Annotated in this window: 14 protein-coding genes and 17 tRNA genes; 9 read left to right on the forward strand and 22 right to left on the reverse strand. The window is 50.4% G+C overall.

Annotated elements, in window-relative coordinates; all coding sequences use genetic code 11:
- Positions 1–23 precede the first annotated feature (23 nt).
- From flgH to E6C74_RS00595, 7 genes are all read left to right on the forward strand, one after another.
- Complete coding sequence (flgH, locus tag E6C74_RS00565) at positions 24–803, forward strand: flagellar basal body L-ring protein FlgH (protein WP_136482360.1); 780 nt, start codon at positions 24–26, stop codon at positions 801–803.
- 91 nt (positions 804–894) lie between these two features.
- The gene (locus E6C74_RS00570; RefSeq protein WP_136482362.1) at positions 895–1,980 is read left to right on the forward strand and encodes a flagellar basal body P-ring protein FlgI; all 1,086 of its coding nucleotides are present in this window, start codon (positions 895–897) and stop codon (positions 1,978–1,980) included.
- Positions 1,981–1,990: 10 nt separating this feature from the next.
- Positions 1,991–2,926, forward strand: a complete 936-nt coding sequence (gene flgJ / locus E6C74_RS00575; RefSeq protein ID WP_136482364.1) for a flagellar assembly peptidoglycan hydrolase FlgJ — start codon at positions 1,991–1,993, stop codon at positions 2,924–2,926.
- Positions 2,927–3,162: 236 nt separating this feature from the next.
- Positions 3,163–5,097: a flagellar hook-associated protein FlgK gene (gene flgK / locus E6C74_RS00580; RefSeq protein ID WP_136482366.1), complete on the forward strand. Its 1,935-nt coding sequence runs from the start codon at positions 3,163–3,165 to the stop codon at positions 5,095–5,097.
- A gap of 13 nt (positions 5,098–5,110) precedes the next feature.
- Entirely contained in the window at positions 5,111–6,304 is a 1,194-nt protein-coding gene (flgL, locus tag E6C74_RS00585; protein ID WP_136482368.1) for a flagellar hook-associated protein FlgL, read from the forward strand.
- A 535-nt stretch (positions 6,305–6,839) separates the two neighbouring features.
- Positions 6,840–7,979 carry a flagellin gene (locus E6C74_RS00590; protein ID WP_136482370.1) on the forward strand — a complete coding sequence of 380 codons (1,140 nt, stop codon included), beginning with the start codon at positions 6,840–6,842 and terminating at the stop codon, positions 7,977–7,979.
- A 525-nt stretch (positions 7,980–8,504) separates the two neighbouring features.
- Complete coding sequence (locus E6C74_RS00595) at positions 8,505–9,638, forward strand: flagellin (RefSeq protein WP_136482372.1); 1,134 nt, start codon at positions 8,505–8,507, stop codon at positions 9,636–9,638.
- A 244-nt stretch (positions 9,639–9,882) separates the two neighbouring features.
- On the opposite strand, the gene E6C74_RS00600 is transcribed toward E6C74_RS00595, so the two are convergent.
- The 22 genes from E6C74_RS00600 to lolB all read right to left on the reverse strand — a co-directional run bounded on the left by E6C74_RS00600 (position 9,883) and on the right by lolB (position 16,724).
- Positions 9,883–9,967 (reverse strand) — tRNA-Leu (locus tag E6C74_RS00600).
- 49 nt (positions 9,968–10,016) lie between these two features.
- Positions 10,017–10,091 (reverse strand) — tRNA-Gln (locus E6C74_RS00605).
- Between the two features lie 15 nt (positions 10,092–10,106).
- Positions 10,107–10,193 (reverse strand) — tRNA-Leu (locus E6C74_RS00610).
- Positions 10,194–10,317: 124 nt separating this feature from the next.
- Positions 10,318–10,402, reverse strand: a tRNA-Leu gene (locus E6C74_RS00615).
- Positions 10,403–10,456: 54 nt separating this feature from the next.
- Positions 10,457–10,533, reverse strand: a tRNA-Met gene (locus E6C74_RS00620).
- Positions 10,534–10,569: 36 nt separating this feature from the next.
- Positions 10,570–10,654 (reverse strand) — tRNA-Leu (locus E6C74_RS00625).
- 49 nt (positions 10,655–10,703) lie between these two features.
- Positions 10,704–10,778: transfer RNA gene (locus E6C74_RS00630), tRNA-Gln, on the reverse strand.
- A gap of 15 nt (positions 10,779–10,793) precedes the next feature.
- Positions 10,794–10,880: transfer RNA gene (locus E6C74_RS00635), tRNA-Leu, on the reverse strand.
- 42 nt (positions 10,881–10,922) lie between these two features.
- A tRNA-Gln gene (locus E6C74_RS00640) sits at positions 10,923–10,997 on the reverse strand.
- A gap of 31 nt (positions 10,998–11,028) precedes the next feature.
- Positions 11,029–11,113, reverse strand: a tRNA-Leu gene (locus E6C74_RS00645).
- Between the two features lie 26 nt (positions 11,114–11,139).
- Positions 11,140–11,224 (reverse strand) — tRNA-Leu (locus E6C74_RS00650).
- Positions 11,225–11,270: 46 nt separating this feature from the next.
- Positions 11,271–11,347, reverse strand: a tRNA-Met gene (locus E6C74_RS00655).
- A gap of 82 nt (positions 11,348–11,429) precedes the next feature.
- A tRNA-Gln gene (locus E6C74_RS00660) sits at positions 11,430–11,504 on the reverse strand.
- Between the two features lie 15 nt (positions 11,505–11,519).
- A tRNA-Leu gene (locus E6C74_RS00665) sits at positions 11,520–11,606 on the reverse strand.
- A 43-nt stretch (positions 11,607–11,649) separates the two neighbouring features.
- Positions 11,650–11,724 (reverse strand) — tRNA-Gln (locus E6C74_RS00670).
- 30 nt (positions 11,725–11,754) lie between these two features.
- Positions 11,755–11,839: transfer RNA gene (locus tag E6C74_RS00675), tRNA-Leu, on the reverse strand.
- Between the two features lie 53 nt (positions 11,840–11,892).
- A tRNA-Met gene (locus E6C74_RS00680) sits at positions 11,893–11,969 on the reverse strand.
- Positions 11,970–12,298: 329 nt separating this feature from the next.
- Entirely contained in the window at positions 12,299–13,390 is a 1,092-nt protein-coding gene (gene ychF / locus E6C74_RS00685) for a redox-regulated ATPase YchF (protein WP_136482374.1), read from the reverse strand.
- Between the two features lie 11 nt (positions 13,391–13,401).
- The gene (gene pth / locus E6C74_RS00690) at positions 13,402–13,992 is read right to left on the reverse strand and encodes an aminoacyl-tRNA hydrolase (RefSeq protein ID WP_136482377.1); all 591 of its coding nucleotides are present in this window, start codon (positions 13,990–13,992) and stop codon (positions 13,402–13,404) included.
- Between the two features lie 259 nt (positions 13,993–14,251).
- The gene (locus E6C74_RS00695; protein ID WP_136482379.1) at positions 14,252–15,196 is read right to left on the reverse strand and encodes a ribose-phosphate pyrophosphokinase; all 945 of its coding nucleotides are present in this window, start codon (positions 15,194–15,196) and stop codon (positions 14,252–14,254) included.
- 29 nt (positions 15,197–15,225) lie between these two features.
- Positions 15,226–16,128 carry a 4-(cytidine 5'-diphospho)-2-C-methyl-D-erythritol kinase gene (gene ispE / locus E6C74_RS00700; protein WP_136482381.1) on the reverse strand — a complete coding sequence of 301 codons (903 nt, stop codon included), beginning with the start codon at positions 16,126–16,128 and terminating at the stop codon, positions 15,226–15,228.
- Entirely contained in the window at positions 16,110–16,724 is a 615-nt protein-coding gene (gene lolB / locus E6C74_RS00705; RefSeq protein WP_136482383.1) for a lipoprotein insertase outer membrane protein LolB, read from the reverse strand. Before lolB ends, ispE begins: the two co-directional genes overlap by 19 nt.
- A gap of 174 nt (positions 16,725–16,898) precedes the next feature.
- Here lolB and hemA point away from each other — a divergent pair, with 174 nt between their 5' ends.
- Both hemA and prfA read left to right on the forward strand, forming a co-directional pair.
- Entirely contained in the window at positions 16,899–18,158 is a 1,260-nt protein-coding gene (gene hemA, locus E6C74_RS00710) for a glutamyl-tRNA reductase (RefSeq protein ID WP_136482385.1), read from the forward strand.
- Between the two features lie 32 nt (positions 18,159–18,190).
- On the forward strand, positions 18,191–19,279 hold the full coding sequence (gene prfA, locus E6C74_RS00715; RefSeq protein WP_136482387.1) for a peptide chain release factor 1: 1,089 nt from the start codon (positions 18,191–18,193) through the stop codon (positions 19,277–19,279).
- Positions 19,280–19,281 lie beyond the last annotated feature (2 nt).

Consider the following 19,281-nt stretch of genomic DNA (forward strand, 5'->3'; position numbering starts at 1 on the left):
CAGATTAGCAAGAGAATGCCGCGATGAAACGTTTACTCAGTTTAGCTTTGATTTCACTGTTATCAGGCTGTAGCCTGCTGCAGGAGCCGATTGAAACACCGGATGTTGCAGCAGGCACCACAGTGGTGGATGCGGTGGAAGGTGATCAGTCTGAGCCGAGCAGTACCGGCCTTATCGATACGTTGCGTAATCGTACCGACCCGGTGGCGGGCGACCCGGCCTGGGCGCCGATTCATCCGAAGAAAAAACCGGAGCATTACGCGGCAGAAACCGGCTCGCTGTTTAATCTTGACCATGCCAACAGCTTGTATGACGACTCCAAACCGCATGGTATCGGGGATATTATCACGGTTAACCTGGACGAGAGCACTAACGCCTCTAAGAGTGCCGATGCGGATTTATCCAAATCGAATGATGCCTCGATGGATCCGCTCAATGTCGGCGGCCAGGAGCTCAAGCTGGGCGATTACAACTTCTCATATGGTCTCAAAAACGATAACAAATTTTCCGGCAGTTCCGCTGCCAACCAGAGTAACAGCCTGTCCGGTTCGATTACGGTCGAAGTGATTGAGGTGCTGGCTAACGGTAACCTGGTGATCCGCGGTGAGAAATGGCTGACCCTCAATGCCGGTGACGAGTACATTCGTCTCAGTGGCACCATTCGTCCGGATGACATTGGGTTTGATAATACCATTGCCTCAAATCGCATTTCCAACGCCCGAATTCAATATTCCGGCACCGGAACCAATCAAGATATGCAAGAACCTGGATTCTTGGCACGATTTTTTAATGTCTCTTTGTAAGTCGGACTGGGCGGTCGAGATTTTGACAGCTTGAGGTATCGATGAGGCCAGATTGGCCTCATTGTTTTTATAAAGAGACAGGTAATCCACCATGAAAAGACTCACATTGTTATTGTTGATGTTTGTTGCGGCAACGGCGCAGGCTGCCCGCATCAAAGATATGGCTCAGGTAGCGGGTGTGCGCAGTAACCAGTTGGTGGGTTACGGCCTGGTCACTGGTTTGCCGGGCACCGGCGAATCTACCCCCTTTACCGATCAAAGCTTTAACGCGATGCTGCAGAACTTCGGCATCCAATTGCCGCCGGGGACCAAGCCAAAGACCAAAAACGTTGCCGCTGTGATCATCACTGCTGATTTACCGGCGTTTTCCAAACAGGGGCAAACCGTTGATGTGACCGTTTCATCGATTGGTTCCGCATCCAGCCTGCGTGGCGGTACTCTGATGCAGACGTTCCTCAAAGGTCTGGATGGTCAGGTGTATGCCGTTGCCCAGGGGAATCTGGTGGTGAGTGGCTTTAGTGCTAACGGCGCGGATGGCTCGAGCATTGTCGGCAATAACCCGACGGTGGGCATCATCTCCAATGGTGCCATTGTCGAGCGCGAAATTCCGACCCCGTTCAGTCGTGGCGATTTTATTACCTTTAACCTGTTTGAATCTGATTTCACGACCGCGCAGCGTATGGCGGATGCGGTGAACCAGTTCCTCGGGCCGCAAATGGCATCGGCTGTCGATGCCACTTCAGTAAAAGTGCGCGCACCGCGTGATGTCAGCCAGCGTGTGGCCTTCTTATCTGCGATTGAGAATCTTGAGTTCAATCCGGCAGACGGTGCGGCAAAAATCATTGTCAACTCGCGTACCGGCACCATAGTCGTCGGTCAGCATGTGCGTCTCAGACCGGCTGCGGTCACCCACGGTGGCATGACGGTTGCGATTAAAGAAGATTTGAATGTCAGCCAGCCCAATGGACTCTCGGCAGGTCAGACTGCAGTCGTACCGGACTCATCGATCGAAGTGACCGAAAAACAAGGTAAGATGTTTAAACTTGAGCCTGGCGTGACGCTGGACGACTTAGTCCGCGCGGTCAATCAGGTGGGCGCAGCTCCGTCGGATCTGATGGCTATTCTGCAGGCGCTCAAACAAGCGGGTGCCATTGAAGGTCAACTGATCATTATTTGAGGAGCAGGTTATGGTTAATAATCCTAATGATGTCGGTTTTATTCACGATATTGCCAGCCTGGACAGCTTGCGTAAGCAGGCGGTAACCGGCGACAAACAATCGGAAAAAGAAGCACTGCGCTCGGCTGCGCGGCAGTTCGAATCGATATTTACCACCATGATGCTCAAATCGATGCGTGATGCCAATGCCAGCTTCAAATCGGGAATGTTCGACAGTCAGAACGAAGACTTCTACCGCCAGATGCTGGATGAACAGATGACCAGCGAACTGAGTGCTTCCGGCTCGCTTGGCTTAGCCGATATGATTGTTGCCCAGCTCTCTGCAGGCGATAATGCCGGTGCTGATCAGGGTGATAATTTTGACCAGGCGATGCGCCGTGTCGAGCGTGCCCGTGAGCAGGCGGCAATGCAACCGGCAACGGAGCCGGCGCAGGTTGCCGCAGCGGCAAGCCCGGTTGCCAGTGAGAAAGCGGATAAATTTGAATCACCGCAGTCGTTTGTCGCTTCGCTCAAGCCGTACGCGAATAAAGCGGCCAAAGCCCTGGGTATTGATGCCTCACTGCTATTGGCTCAGGCGGCACTGGAGACGGGGTGGGGGCAGAAAGTGGTCAAAAATGCGCGTGGCAGCAGCCATAACCTGTTTAACATTAAGGCTGACCGCAGCTGGCAGGGTAATAAAGTCGCGACTCAGACGCTGGAATATTACAACCATACGCCAGTGATGGAAAAAGCGGCATTTCGCTCCTACGGCACCTATCAGGACAGCTTTAATGATTATGTGCGCTTTTTAGAAAATAACCCACGTTACAATACCGCGCTGCAGCATGGCGGTAATGATGAAGCCTTCATTCGTGGTATTCATCAGGCCGGTTATGCAACGGATCCTGAGTATGCCGACAAGGTGTTGCGGGTGAAAAGCCAGATAGAGCAGATGGACGCGCTGTAAGCGTGGTTGCAATGTCGCATCGTTCCCTTATTGCTAAGCCGGCATTGTTGCCGGTTTTTTTACCGCTGCCGGATGAGCCTTCTTTGCTTTACCTTGTTACCAATCACTTATTTACCTTGTTACCAATCCCTTATTTATCTGTAGCTTAGTTCGATTTTATCTTTTGGCATACATATTGCTTTTACCTTAACAGGTGCTGTATTACTGCGGCAATTTTCTTGGTTTTTGGGGGCATTATGGCGTCTGATCTGCTGAATTTGGGTGCGCAAAGCGTACTGACAGCTCAGAGACAACTTAACACCACTGGTCATAACATTTCTAATGTTAATACAGAGGGTTACAGCCGTCAGTCTGTCATCCAAGGCACCAATACACCGCGCCAGCTTGGCGGTGAAACCTATGGTATGGGCGTGCACGTGGAAAATGTTCGCCGCTCATGGGATCAGTTTGCCGTCAAAGAGCTTAACCTTGCCACCACCGACTACTCCTTTAAACGCGACAGCGAAGAAAATCTCGATATGCTTTCCAAGCTGCTGTCGTCAGTCGCATCGAAAAAAATCCCGGAAAACCTCAATGAATGGTTTGATTCAGTCAAAAGCCTGGCAGATTCTCCCAATGATGTCGGCGCACGTAAAGTGGTGCTGGAAAAAGCGGATTTAATTACTCAGAACATGAATGACTTCCATGAGACCGTGCGGCGTCAGTTTGATGTGACGAACAAAGGGCTGGATGTCGGCATTAAACGCATTAACCAGCTTGGTCTGGAAATCCGCGATCTGCAGCGTCTGATGATGCGTACTCCGGGGCCGCACAATGACCTGATGGATCAGCACGAGAAGCTGGTTAAAGAGTTGTCTGAGTACACAAAGGTCACCGTGACGCCGCGTAAGAACGCTGAAGGGTTTAACGTTCATATCGGTAACGGTCACACTCTGGTTTCCGGTACCGAGGCCAGTCAGCTGAAGATGATTGACGGTTATCCGGATGTGAAACAGCATCGCCTGGCCATGGTGGAAGGCAACGGTATCAAGCCGATTACCGCACGCGATATCGGCGGTAAGATCGGCGCACTGATGGATATGCGTGACAAGCATATACCTGGCCTGCTGGATGAACTGGGCCGCATGGCAACTTCATTCAGTTATGAAGTCAATAAATTACAGCATCAGGGCCTGGATCTGCGCGGCGATGTCGGCAGCGATATCTTTATTGATGTGAACTCGGACGAAATAGCCAAGGCTCGCGTTGTCACTGGCAGCGATTCCCAGGCGGACATGGCGGTGTATATTCAGGACATCAGCCAGTTGCAAGGTGGCGAGTACTCACTGAGCTATAACGGGGACGATTACATCATTACCCGCCCGAACGGTGAACAGAGCACTGTGGTGCCTGTACGCGACCATATCGATCTGGATGGTTTCCGTATCCAGATCAATAACGAGCCGCGCGCCGGCGAACGGGTGATTATCCGCCCTACCCGTGACGGGGCGGCCAATCTGCGCATGGCCACCGATGATGCGTCAAAAATTGCCGCTCAGAGCTATGAAGCCTCGACCGCTTTTGCTCAGGGGACCGCCAAATTCAATATTGAGCAGGCGGGGGACGTGCGTGAATTTGAAGCTTATGTGATTCAGCCGCGCGATGGGGACGGCAATCCAAGCGGCGGCCTGCAACTGCGGGTGCAGGATAAAGCCGGCAATATCCTGGTCAACGAACCTTACCAGTTTGACGACAATCAGGAGCAACTGACCATTACTATTCCGGAACAGGAGAATGACGGGCGCGAGACCATCTTCACCCTGAGTCGTGGTGCCCTGCGTGATGATAAGTTTACCGCCAACCTGGTTCCGTCCGATGGTGACAACGGTAACCTGCGCAAAATGATTGATATTCAAAGCGATAAAACCGTGGATGACAACAACTCGACCATTATCGATGTCTACCACAATCTGAATACCGAATTTGGCCTCAAAATGTCGACCGCATCGCGTCTGACCGATGTGGCACGCTTAGAAAAAGAGTCTGCAGAATCACGGGTAGCTTCTGTCTCCGGGGTTAACCTGGATGAAGAAGCGGCCAATATGATGAAGTTTCAGCAGGCTTATATGGCATCGTCGCGCATTATGCAGGCGGCCAACGATACCTTTAACACTATTCTGGCACTGAGATAGGGGGAGCAACTGAATGTTTAATCGTATTTCCAGCTTCCACAATTATCAGTCGGTGCAAAATGATTTGCGTCGTCAGGAATCGAAAGTTCATCACAATCAGGCTCAGCTGGCTTCCGGTAAGAAGTTGTTGTCGGCGGCGGATAATCCGCTGGCGACTCACTATATCCAGAATGTGTCACAGCAGGAAGAGCAGCTGCGCCAGTACATTGATGCCATTACTCTGGTCCGTAACCGGCTTGAGCATCAGGAAGTGATTGTCTCCAACACTGAAGATTTTGCCGATAAGGCGAAACGCAACGTGATGGAAATGATCAACGGCTCACTTTCTCCTGAAGACCGGGCTGCTAAAGCCCGTGAGCTGGAGGAAATTTCGAACAACATGCTCAGCCTGGCCAATGTGCAGGACGAATCGGGTAACTATATTTTTGCCGGCACCAAGCCGACCACTCAGCCGTTCTTTCGCGATAATGCCGGCAATGTGTCGTACGCCGGAGATGATTACCAGCGCAAGATGAAGATCTCTAACAGCCTGGAAGTACCGTTTAATACTCCGGGCAGCAAGATGTTCATGGAGATTGAAAACCCGTTTGGCGATTACGCACCGGATTATCAGTTGCAGGAAGGATCAGAATTGTTGCTTGAGAGAGCGACCAACAGCGATCCGGATGACGATGGTCAATACACGCTGACCTTTGTCGATATGCAAAACGGCCAGTTCGGTTATCAACTCGAGCGCAATGGCTCTGTGGTGGCGGCAGATGATTTTTACCCGAAAACCGGTATTGAATATGAAGGGCTGACTATACACGTCAAAGGCCAGCTGACTGCCGGCGACAGCATGTCGCTGACGCCACGCGATAGCTACAGTATTTTCGATACCTTCAGAGATGCCATTGAGCTTTCTAAAGGGTCAGTGTCTGATGCTTCAACCACAGCCAAGTTGCAGCAGATGACCGAAGAATTTCATACCGCTTTTATTCATCTTAATAAACAGCGGACTGATATTGGTGCCCACCTGAGTACTCTGGATATTCAGGAAGAGCAGCATGAAGATTTTAAAATCAGCCTGGCGAAGTCGAAAAGCCAGTTTGAGGATCTCGACTACGCGGACGCGGTGATCGAGTTTAATGAGAATTCCCGTGCGCTGCAGGCTTCTCAGCAAGCTTTTGGTAAAACCAAAGATTTGACCCTGTTTAATTATATTTGATCACGCCTGGCGCTGATTAGCACGATAGGTGGTGGTTGTTCTTTATCTGCTCGCAACTGCATCGTACTTCCCTGCCATATGAGCTATGCCATATGTGCGAAGTGAGATGACAGCAGCGAAATGAAAAAGGCACGCAGGCGAAGTCGGAGGGCCGCGCTACGTCAACGCTTTACCTGATGGGCATTTTTTTGCCGCGTTGGCAGGGCAGGGGTTGCCGCCTCGGGTGGTGAATAAATAAACGGCAATGATTGTTTGCCGCTCAGGGTAATGGTTAACAGCTGATAGGCCTTTAAAGCACAAGGTGTTAATTAACTCATTGAAAAATGGGTAAATAATTTTTAATTACTTACAGGTTTTAAAGTTGGCACACAATTTGGATTGTTATTAGTAACCTTAAATTATTACCACAGTTTATAAATACGGTTCTAAAACGCGCAGTGATGCGTGTTTGGCAAGTTATTCACGGTCAGTGCTTCCAAAAGAGTCCAGCTGACCGCTTCGCATAAAGCTTGCGAACTCGATAGGAGAGCAAACTATGACCATTAACGTCAATACCAACGTGTCGGCGATGACCGCACAACGTTATCTGAATAAGTCGTCTAACGAGCTGAACACCTCGATGGAGCGTTTGTCGTCAGGTAATCGTATCAACAGTGCGAAAGATGATGCGGCCGGCCTGCAGATCTCAAACCGTCTGACAGCTCAGTCTCGCGGTCTGGATGTGGCAATGCGTAACGCCAACGATGGCATCTCAATTGCGCAGACAGCGGAAGGGGCGATGAATGAGTCTACCTCGATTCTGCAACGTATGCGTGACTTGTCACTGCAATCGGCGAACGGCACCAACTCAGACTCTGAACGTGGCGCGATTAACGAAGAAGTAAAAGCTCTGCAGGACGAATTGAACCGTATTGCTGAAACCACCTCTTTCGGTGGCCGTAAGCTGCTGAACGGCTCATTTGGTGAAGCTTCGTTCCAGATCGGCGCTAGCTCAGGTGAAGCGGTGATCATGGGCCTGACCAGCATTCGTGCTGATGACCATCGTATGGGCGGTGTGTCGTACCTTGCTGAACAAGGTAAGAGTCAGGACTGGGGTGTACCAGCGAATGCCAACACGATGCAGTTAGAGTACACCGGAGAAGACGGTGAGCCTGTGACGATTAATATCAATGCCAAAGCTGGTGATGATATTGAAGAAGTGGCGACGTACCTCAACGGCCAGACTGACATGTTTAAAGCCTCGGTTGATGATGAGGGACGTCTGCAAGTTTTTGTTGCGGAACCTAATCTGGCCTCTGGTTTGAGCATCTCTGGTGGCCTGGCCAATGAACTGGGTCTGAGTACCGATAACGGTGTTTACACCACAGTGCAGGACATTGATGTGACCTCGGTCGGTGGTTCACAAAACGCAGTCGGTATCCTGGATGCAGCACTGAAATATGTTGACGCACAGCGTGCAGATCTGGGGGCAAAGCAAAACCGTTTGAGCCACAGTATCAGCAACCTGGCTAACATCCAGGAAAACGTGGAAGCTTCGAAGAGCCGGATTAAAGATACCGACTTTGCGAAAGAAACCACGCAAATGACCAAAGCACAAATTCTGCAACAGGCAGGGACTTCGATTCTTGCCCAAGCAAAACAGTTGCCTAACTCTGCAATTTCACTATTGCAGTAAGATAGGGAGCCTTTATTTCCGGCTCAGACGTGAGCTTACGATGAAGGTCCCCTGGCAAAGTATGATAACCGGAGATTGGCAAGCTCTCTCACCTAAACCTGCTTGTTAAGCAAACGTTGTCATACACAATCTGGTAGCCAAAATGTGTTCATTTCTCTGATCTCCACATTGGCGTTGGCTTCCAACCCAGCCCCGGTTCTCTCAAAGGAAAGGGGCTTTTCTTTTGCCTGCTATTTACTCACGTCTGATTGATACCCCATTTACTTGCCCTGATGTGCACTGTGTTGCACCGTCCGTTTTTGATTAATCTTTAGCCTTTTTTGTTCGGGTTGTTTACTTTTGCGTCTTATCTCGCACTTCTTGCATCCATTGTTCGTTTTTTAACTTATTCGCTGCGTTTGTCTAAAGCTAAATTTAGCCGGGTCGCTATTAGAGATAACTTTGAGAGAACACTTTGGATTTCCGAGACGTCGGAAACCGTTCGTTAAGTTCCGCTACGTCTGAAAATCAACAGGAGATAATCTTATGGCGGTTAATGTAAATACTAATGTGTCAGCAATGACAGCTCAGCGTTATCTGAACAGTGCGACCAACGCCCAACAGGCTTCTATGGAACGTTTGTCGTCAGGTTACCGAATCAACAGCGCAAAAGATGATGCGGCCGGTCTGCAAATATCTAACCGCCTTAATGTCCAGAGCCGTGGCCTGGATGTAGCGGTGCGCAATGCCAATGACGGCATCTCGATGGCGCAGACCGCGGAAGGTGCAATGAATGAAACCACCAACATTCTGCAACGTATGCGTGATTTGTCCCTGCAATCGGCCAACGGCTCTAACTCGAAATCAGAGCGTCAGGCTATTCAGGAAGAAGTGACGGCGTTGAATGATGAACTGAACCGGATTGCGGAAACCACTTCATTTGGTGGTAACAAGCTGCTCAATGGTACCTTTGAAACCAAAGCGTTTCAGATCGGTGCTGACAGCGGTGAAGCCGTCATGCTGACCCTGAACAACATGCGCAGTGATAACCGCATGATGGGCGGCACCGGCTACCAGGCGTCACAAGGCAAAGGCAGTGACTGGGGCGTGGCAGCCGATGCGAATGATCTGACCATTACCCTCAATGACCGTTTTGGTGGTGAGCAGACCATCTCAATTAACGCCAAAGAAGGTGATGATATTGAAGAGCTGGCCACTTACATCAATGGTCAGACCGACATGGTCAAAGCCTCCGTGGATGAAGAGGGCAGGCTGCAACTGTTTGCTGACAATAACAAGGTCACCGGACCGGTGAGCTTTGGGGGGAGTCTGGCTGGCGAGTTGGGGATGCAGGATGGCCAGGCGCTGACTGTTGATACGATTGATGTTACCTCTGTAGGTGGCGCTCAGCAATCAGTGGCAGTGGTGGATGCCGCGTTGAAGTTTGTGGATAGTCACCGAGCTGAACTGGGTGCATTCCAGAACCGCTTTAACCATGCGATCAGTAACCTGGATAACATTAACGAGAATGTGAATGCGTCGAAGAGCCGTATCAAGGATACGGACTTTGCCAAAGAAACCACGGCACTGACCAAATCTCAGATCCTGGCCCAAGCTTCCGGCTCGGTGCTCGCTCAGGCAAGACAAGCGCCAAATACCGCGTTGGCGTTACTGGGATAAGTGCAGTGACTCAATAGTTGCTTCACAAACAGCTTCGTTGGCTTATGAACTGCGTATTGGCTTAGGATGGATTTAGTGAGTGGGTAGACTAATGCCTGAGCGCGTAAACTAAATCGTGAATTTGAACATGAGACAGTGACTAACAGATCCCGCTTAGGTTGGATTTTTTAGTACCCAGACAGTAGGGAAATATAGGAACGACAGATAAAACAAAACCCAGCCGAGGCTGGGTTTTGTCAATCTATGGTGCGGAAGGAGAGACTTGAACTCTCACACCTTGCGGCGCCAGAACCTAAATCTGGTGCGTCTACCAATTTCGCCACTTCCGCAACTTGATTTGTGGACAACCCGACTTGGTATATCGAATCATCGTTGTAATGGCAGGTCTACCTGGATTCGAACCAGGGAATGGCGGCATCAAAAGCCGCTGCCTTACCGCTTGGCGATAGACCTACAAGATACTAAATTTGGTGCGGAGGGAGGGACTTGAACCCTCACGTCCTAACGGACACTAGCACCTGAAGCTAGCGCGTCTACCAATTCCGCCACCACCGCAAAATTTAGTATTACTCTGTTAAGCTATCTTGTGACAACCTGCTCTGGAATACTAACCGGAACTTAAGCTGTTGTCACGCAGCTTTTTGATAATATTGAAAAGTTTTTCATATTATCGTCAACATGGTGCGGAAGAAGAGACTTGAACTCTTACACCTTGCGGCGCCAGAACCTAAATCTGGTGCGTCTACCAATTTCGCCACTTCCGCATGTTTCCTAACTACTCTCGGTTCAGATGTTCTGATCTAAAAGCGTTTAGGAAATGGTGGCTACGACGGGATTCGAACCTGTGACCCCATCATTATGAGTGATGTGCTCTAACCAGCTGAGCTACGTAGCCACTCTGTTATTCTTATGTATTAATACTTAAGAATAATGGTGCGGAAGGAGAGACTTGAACTCTCACACCTTGCGGCGCCAGAACCTAAATCTGGTGCGTCTACCAATTTCGCCACTTCCGCATCATGTTTTGTAGATAACCCGACTTGGTATATCGAATCATCGTTGTAATGGCAGGTCTACCTGGATTCGAACCAGGGAATGGCGGCATCAAAAGCCGCTGCCTTACCGCTTGGCGATAGACCTACAATCTACTGAATTTGGTGCGGAGGGAGGGACTTGAACCCTCACGTCCTAACGGACACTAGCACCTGAAGCTAGCGCGTCTACCAATTCCGCCACCACCGCAAATTCAGTATGTTGTCTGATAACCTCAGACAAGGTGTAAAATGGCAGGTCTACCTGGATTCGAACCAGGGAATGGCGGCATCAAAAGCCGCTGCCTTACCGCTTGGCGATAGACCTACAGCGGATAACGTGTCGTTATCGCAAATTATGGTGCGGAAGAAGAGACTTGAACTCTTACACCTTGCGGCGCCAGAACCTAAATCTGGTGCGTCTACCAATTTCGCCACTTCCGCAAAACAGTTTCAGAATATCGGGATGATGGTGCGGAAGGAGAGACTTGAACTCTCACACCTTACGGCGCCAGAACCTAAATCTGGTGCGTCTACCAATTTCGCCACTTCCGCGTCCCGGTATTCTAAGCCAATCAGAAAAATGATTAACTTGAATAAGTGGTGGCTACGACGGGATTCGAACCTGTGACCCCATCATTATGAGTGATGTGCTCTAACCAGCTGAGCTACGTAGCCAACAATTTTGAGCGAGAAACTATAATACAATCTCGCATTCAGTTCCAATGGTTTTTAAATCGCATTGAAATCTAAAGAATTATGGCAGGTCTACCTGGATTCGAACCAGGGAATGGCGGCATCAAAAGCCGCTGCCTTACCGCTTGGCGATAGACCTACAATCTACTGAATTTGGTGCGGAGGGAGGGACTTGAACCCTCACGTCCTAACGGACACTAGCACCTGAAGCTAGCGCGTCTACCAATTCCGCCACCACCGCAAATTCAGTATTCTGCCTGATAACCTCAGGCAAGGTGTAAAAATGGCAGGTCTACCTGGATTCGAACCAGGGAATGGCGGCATCAAAAGCCGCTGCCTTACCGCTTGGCGATAGACCTGCAGGCGATAACTTACGTTATCTTAAATAATGGTGCGGAAGGAGAGACTTGAACTCTCACACCTTGCGGCGCCAGAACCTAAATCTGGTGCGTCTACCAATTTCGCCACTTCCGCATTATTTCCTAATTACTCTTACTTAATCAAGTTAAGCGAAAGCATTTAGGAAATGGTGGCTACGACGGGATTCGAACCTGTGACCCCATCATTATGAGTGATGTGCTCTAACCAGCTGAGCTACGTAGCCAACAATTTTTCATTTTCGTTGCTCGCTTCAAAGTTGCCTTATCGCTGAGAACGGAGCGCATTATGCGGATATGGCTCAGGAGCGTCAACAGTTTTTTTGAATAAATTCCCTGAAATTGACTGTTCGGGTTATTTTTAATCAAAGAGGCGTGTTTGTGATCAAAAAGCGCTAGTAAAACAACAGATTCATTACCTTTGACCTGAGCGAATTTCTCATATTTAACAGCCGTTAAAACAAAAAAGCCAACCGCTTGGTTGGCTTTTGTTCAACTGCCTGATTTTGCCTCAGGCGAGTTGAATGTTATTTAAACGGATAGGTCAACGCAGAGCTTAAACGTTGAAGCGGAAGTGGATAACATCGCCATCTTTTACGATGTAGTCTTTACCTTCCAGACGCCATTTACCGGCTTCTTTGGCGCCACTTTCACCGTTGAATTCGATGTAGGCATCGTAACCCACAACTTCAGCACGGATGAAGCCGCGTTCGAAGTCGGTGTGGATCTTACCGGCAGCTTGCGGAGCCGTTGCGCCGACAGGGATAGTCCAGGCACGTACTTCTTTAACGCCGGCGGTAAAGTAAGTGTGCAGGTTCAGCAAATCGTAACCAGAACGGATAACCCGGTTCAGGCCCGGCTCTTCGATCCCCAGATCGGCCAGGAATTCATCACGCTCTTCTTCTTCCAGCTCAGACAACTCAGATTCGATCGCGGCACAAACCGGAACCACCACGTTGTTTTCTTTGGCGGCGAATTCACGTACAGCATCCAGGTACGGGTTATCTTCAAAACCGTCTTCCGCCACGTTAGCGATGTACATGGTCGGCTTCAGAGTCAGGAAGTTGAGGTAACCAACGGCTGCCAGCTCTTCTTTTGACAGTGTCACCGTGCGGGCAGAACCACCTTCAGTCAGTACTGGCAGCAGTTTTTCCAGTACGGTCAGCTCGAATTTTGCGTCTTTGTCGCCGCCTTTGGCACGTTTGGCCTGGCGCTGGATGGCACGCTCACAGCTGTCCAGGTCAGCCAGAGCCAGTTCCAGGTTGATCACTTCGATATCTTCAATCGGAGAGACTTTACCCGCAACGTGAACGATGTTTTCGTTCTCGAAGCAGCGTACAACGTGACCGATTGCGTCAGTTTCACGGATGTTAGCCAGGAATTTGTTCCCCAGACCTTCACCTTTTGATGCACCTGCAACCAGGCCCGCGATGTCAACGAACTCCATCGTAGTTGGCAGAATACGCTCCGGGTTAACAATGTTTGCCAGTGCGTCTAGGCGCAAATCCGGTACCGGAACGACACCTGTGTTTGGTTCGATGGTACAAAACGGGAAGTTTGCCGCCTCGATACCTGCTTTTGTGAGTGCATTAAAAAGTGTTGATTTACCAACGTTTGGTAGACCAACGATGCCACATTTAAAACCCATGACTGTAAACCTTATTCAGCTTTGAACGTGTGTAAGCGGTTTTGCGCTTTCGTTAGGCCATCTTTGATTAAGATGTCGAGACAGCGAACGGATTCGTCCACCGCTGCATCCAGACACTCCTGCTCTTTAGCCGGAGCTTTACCCAACACATAGCCTGCTACTTTATCTTTATGCCCGGGATGGCCGATGCCAATCCGCAGGCGGTAAAATTCTTTGTTATTACCCAGTTTACTGATGGTGTCTTTCAGGCCATTGTGACCGCCATGACCACCACCTTGTTTAAACTTAGCAATGCCCGGAGGAAGATCGAGCTCATCGTGCGCGATCATGATCTCTTCCGGCTTTATCTGGTAAAACTTGGCCAGTGCGGCCACGGCTTTACCGGATAAGTTCATAAAGGTCGTTGGGATCAGCAGACGCAGATCTTCGCCGTTGACGACGATTCGACCGGTTAAACCAAAGAATTTTGGTTCATTTTTGAGTACCACATTATGAATGCGCGCGAGTTCTTCGACCACCCATGCACCCGCATTGTGGCGTGTCCTGGCGTATTCTGGTCCCGGATTGGCCAGACCGACCAGTAATTTAATTGGTTGACTCAAGGCTAGGATCCCTTCGGAAACAAAAAGCGCGGTATGATAGCACAGAAAAGCGCCGTGGGGCGATACTCTGCATTTTCGTGCGCGATGCGGGTAAATGACATGATGAGTATCAACGAGACCAGGGGTATCAGTGCGATAATAATGGGTTGCTCATGAAATAAGCCGCGCCAGGCGTAAATCTCACACCGTCAGCAAACAAAAAGCGCCTCATCCGAAGATGAAGCGCTCAATTTAGAAGAGATAATCTGAGCGAAGCTACTTAGTTGAACATCGCTGAGATAGATTCTTCGTTGCTGATACGACGAATCGCTTCAGCCAGCATGGTCGACAACGTCAGTTGAGTCACTTTACCGGTCGCAGCCATCTCTTTTGACAGAGTGATTGAGTCAGTGACGATCACTTGGTCAAGCACAGAGTTTTTGATGTTCTTAGCAGCATTGCCTGAGAACACCGCGTGAGTGGCGTAGGCAAATACACGTTTCGCACCGCGCTCTTTCAGCGCTTCTGCTGCTTTACACAGAGTGCCGCCGGTATCGATCATGTCATCAACGATAACACAGTCACGACCTTCAACGTCACCGATCAGGTTCATCACTTCAGATACGTTAGCGCGTGGACGACGTTTGTCGACGATCGCGATATCGATATCGCCCAGAGCTTTTGCAGTAGCACGTGCACGTACTACGCCGCCCAGGTCAGGAGAAACGACTACCGGATCTTCCAGGCCGCGCACTTTCATATCTTCCAGCAGTACCGGTGTACCGAAGATGTTATCTACTGGTACATCGAAGAAGCCTTGGATTTGCTCTGCATGCAGGTCGATGGTTAGCACGCGGTCAACGCCGACGTTAGAAAGGAAGTCTGCAACAACTTTTGCAGTAATTGGCACACGGGATGAACGCACGCGGCGATCTTGACGAGCATAACCAAAGTAAGGGATAACAGCAGTAATACGGCCTGCTGAAGCACGGCGCATTGCATCAATCATGACCACCAACTCCATCAGGTTATCGTTGGTTGGTGCACAGGTTGATTGAATGATGAATACGTCGCTACCACGAACATTTTCGTTGATTTGTACTGCGACTTCGCCGTCAGAGAAACGGGATACAGTTGCATCACCAAGGGAAATGTAGAGACGTTCAGCAATACGTTGGGCTAGTTCAGGTGTGGCGTTACCAGCAAATAGCTTCATATCAGGCACGGTGGAAACCTCAGGGTTGCGTCCAGTTTTTAAATAGGTTGGGTGTAGGCCAATTGGTAATCAGCCAGCGTCTCTTTCAGCGGTGAAACATTGCGCCCATAGGCAATAAACGCAGAGACGTTGTCAGGTAATTTGGCAAGGACAGCTTCCGCTTCTTTCTTGCTCAAAAACTCAGCAAAAACGCAAGATCCCGTCCCAGTCAATCTTGACGGCGCGTATTGTAGCAGCCAAGAAAGTTGCTTATCAACCTCTGGGTAAAGCATTCGGACAATTTTTTCGCAATCGTTTTCGTAACCAGTGTCAACCAGCGTTGCCAGATCACGCTTGGGGGTGTCGCGCGTCAGCTGCGGATGAGTGAAAATATCCTTGGTGGCAATGCTCACATTCGGGCGAACCACCAGGTACCATTTTTGCTCAGGTTCCACCGCGACTAACTGTTCACCCACGCCTTCGGCAAAGGCGGCAAAACCGCGTACAAACACTGGTACATCTGCGCCGAGCGCTAAACCAATCTCAGCCAGTTGCTCATCACTCAGGCCGGTTTGCCATAAAAAATTCAGTGCCACCAACACGGTGGCGGCATTCGACGATCCTCCGCCGATCCCGCCGCCCATCGGCAGAACTTTGTTGAGTTCTATCTCAGCACCTAACGAACAACCGGTTGCTTGCTGCAGGGCCGTAGCCGCTTTCCAGATCAGGTTATCTGTGGTGGCCACGCCCGGCAAAAGCGGCGAAAGGTCTATCTGACCACTGTTATTGGCTCGAATAGCCAGGGTGTCACCATGGTCGAGAAACTGGAAAAGAGTTTGCAGTTCGTGATAACCGTCCGCGCGGCGGCCGGTGATGTACAAAAACAAATTCAGTTTAGCCGGTGACGGCCAATGGGTGGTTTGATCAACAATCGGGCCTTGGATCATGGGGTCAGAGTCCATTTAGATACCACCAGATTAATCGCGGTCTGGCGTTGGGTCAGTTTCAGTTTGTCCGGCAGAGGCAGGGCAGTGCTTTGCCACGGATATTCGCGGTAGCGGGCATAATCGACGTGCCAGCTGCGATTACCGGCGGTTTTGTCCAGGCTCTGCAGGGTGTTATTGCTGTTGAGCTGGTACTGATCGGCCTGAGACGGTAAGCCGAGGATCCAGTCCTGGAGCAGGTTGATCGGAATATCAAGTCCGGTCAGTTGCCAGATCAGTTGCTCTGCATTATCGGCAGTGTAGACCTGATCATCATAGGTTTCGACCCGAGCACCCTGGGCAGAAATGGTCAGGTTGAGAATCGTCTGGCCAAGAAAGTTGGTCAGGCGCAGCTGACTGCTGTCGGCCTTTTTCTGCCATTGGAAATTAAATGATTCGCGTTGTTCCGGAGAGATATAGCCCATTTTTCCGGACAGACGGAATTGCGAAATATTAGCCAATCTGGCCTGGTGTGACTGCCATTGCACTTCACTTACCGGTTCAGGGGCCATGCTACAGCCAGCCAGAATCAGTAAAAGGGCAAAGATCAGGTAAATACGTGGCTTAAAAGTCATGATTTGCTCGTTATTTATCCAGTCTGTGTAAGGGAAGCGCTTCACTATACCATTGAAATCACGCTGTCGGGAAAACAAATCCCGGTGACTCTTTTAACATGACCCTTTCAATAAACGGGCCCATCAAGTAAAATTCGGCGCCTAGTCCATTTCATATCAGAGAACCCTCGATAGATGTCCTTGCTTGCTATTGGTATCAATCACAATACGGCTTCGGTTGAATTGCGAGAAAAAGTTGCTTTTGGTCCAGACAAATTGTCTGAGGCTCTGGGGCAACTGTCGGACAGCGCCTATGTGCATGGCAGTGTTATTCTGTCGACCTGTAACCGCACCGAAATCTATTGCGATGTGAAATCGTCGAGCAAGAATAAACTGATCGAGTGGCTGTCTCAGTTTCATCAGGTTAACCCTGAAGATCTCAAACCCAGCCTTTATGTACATGAAGAGCAGGCCGCGATTCGTCACCTGATGCGGGTGTCGTGTGGTCTCGACTCTCTGGTGCTGGGTGAGCCGCAAATTCTCGGGCAGGTGAAGCAGGCTTATGCCGACTCGCGTGAAGAGCGGGCGGTAGACCCGTCACTGGAAAAGTTATTCCAAAAGGCGTTTTCTGTTGCCAAACGTGTACGTACTGAAACCGAAATCGGCGGCAGTGCCGTTTCGGTTGCGTATGCGGCGTGTACGCTGGCAAAACATATTTTTGAATCACTTTCTGATGCGACCGTCATGCTGGTCGGTGCCGGTGAAACCATTGAGCTGGTGGCCAAGCATCTCGCCAGTCACAACTGTAAACGCATTATTGTTGCGAACCGAACTCGCGAACGGGCCATGACTCTGGCTGAGCAGTTTGACGGTGAGGTTATCGCCCTGAATGAAATCCCTGAGCATCTCGCCGCGGCGGACATCGTCATCAGTTCGACCGCCAGCCCGCTGCCTATTATTGGCAAAGGGATGGTGGAGACTGCGCTGAAAGCGCGCCGTTATCAGCCGATGTTGCTGGTCGATATTGCGGTCCCGCGCGATATTGAGGCTCAGGTCGGCGATCTCAATGACGCCTATCTCTACTCAGTGGATGATTTGCAGTCTATCGTCGATAGTAATATAGAGCAGCGCAAGGTTGAGGCGATTCAGGCTGAGGCGATCGTCAGTGAAGAGAGCGCGGCCTTTATGTCGTGGATGCGCTCGTTGCAGGCGGTCGACAGTATTCGTGATTACCGGAAAGCGGCGAATGAAATTCGTGAGGATCTGCTGAGTAAAAGCTTGCAGGCCTTGGCGGCTGGTGGCGATCCGGAGAAACTGCTGACTGAATTGAGCAACAAACTGACCAATAAACTGATCCACACCCCAACGCGTGCAATGCAGGCTGCGGCCGAGCAGGGCGAACCGGGTAAACTGGCGGTAATCAGAGAAAGTCTGGGTCTTGATGACCCGCAATAATTTATCACTCCTTATTCATTAAAGAAGAAACTATGAAAGCGTCGATTTTAGTTAAGCTTGAATCCCTGGTAGAGCGTTACGAAGAAGTCCAGCATCTGCTCGGCGATCCAGCGGTGATTGGTGATCAGGACAAGTTCCGTGCTCTGTCAAAAGAGTACTCTCAGCTTGAAGAGATCACCAAGTGTTTCCAGGCTTATCAGCAGGCGCAAGATGACTTGGTGGCCGCCGAAGAGATGGCCAGAGAAGATGACGCAGAAATGCGTGAAATGGCACAGGAAGAGATCAAAGAATCGAAAGCGGCGATTGAGCGTCTCAGCGATGAGCTGCAAATCCTGCTGCTGCCAAAAGATCCTAACGATGACCGCAACTGCTTCCTGGAGATTCGTGCCGGAGCGGGCGGTGATGAAGCGGGCATTTTTGCCGGTGATCTGTTTCGTATGTACAGTAAATACGCAGAAAAGCGTGGCTGGCGTATCGAAGTGATGTCATCCAACGAAGCGGAACACGGCGGTTACAAAGAGATGATTGCCCGGGTCAGCGGTGATGGCGCCTACGGCGTGCTGAAATTTGAATCCGGCGGTCACCGCGTGCAGCGTGTACCGGCGACGGAATCTCAGGGGCGTGTGCATACCTCGGCATGTACGGTTGCGGTCATGGCGGAAGTGCCAGAAGCGGAAATCCCGGAAATTCGGACTGCGGATCTGAAAATCGACACCTTCCGCTCATCGGGCGCGGGTGGTCAGCACGTCAACACCACGGATTCTGCGATCCGGATTACCCACTTACCAACCGGTATCGTGGTTGAATGTCAGGACGAACGTTCTCAGCATAAAAACAAAGCTAAAGCGATGTCAGTGCTGGCTGCGCGTATTGCCCAGGCCGAAGAAGCGAAACGTGCCGCGGAAATTTCGGATACCCGTCGTAACCTGCTGGGTTCCGGTGACCGCAGTGATCGGATTCGGACCTACAACTATCCGCAAGGCCGTGTGTCAGATCACCGTATCAACCTGACTATCTACCGTCTGAGCGAAGTGATGGAGGGTGAACTGCAGACTCTGGTTGATCCTGTGATTCAGGAGCACCAGGCTGACCAGCTCGCCGCTCTGGCTGAGCAACACTGATT

It is taken from the genome of Vibrio sp. H11, assembly GCF_004804295.1.
Lineage (GTDB): Bacteria > Pseudomonadota > Gammaproteobacteria > Enterobacterales > Vibrionaceae > Vibrio > Vibrio ostreae.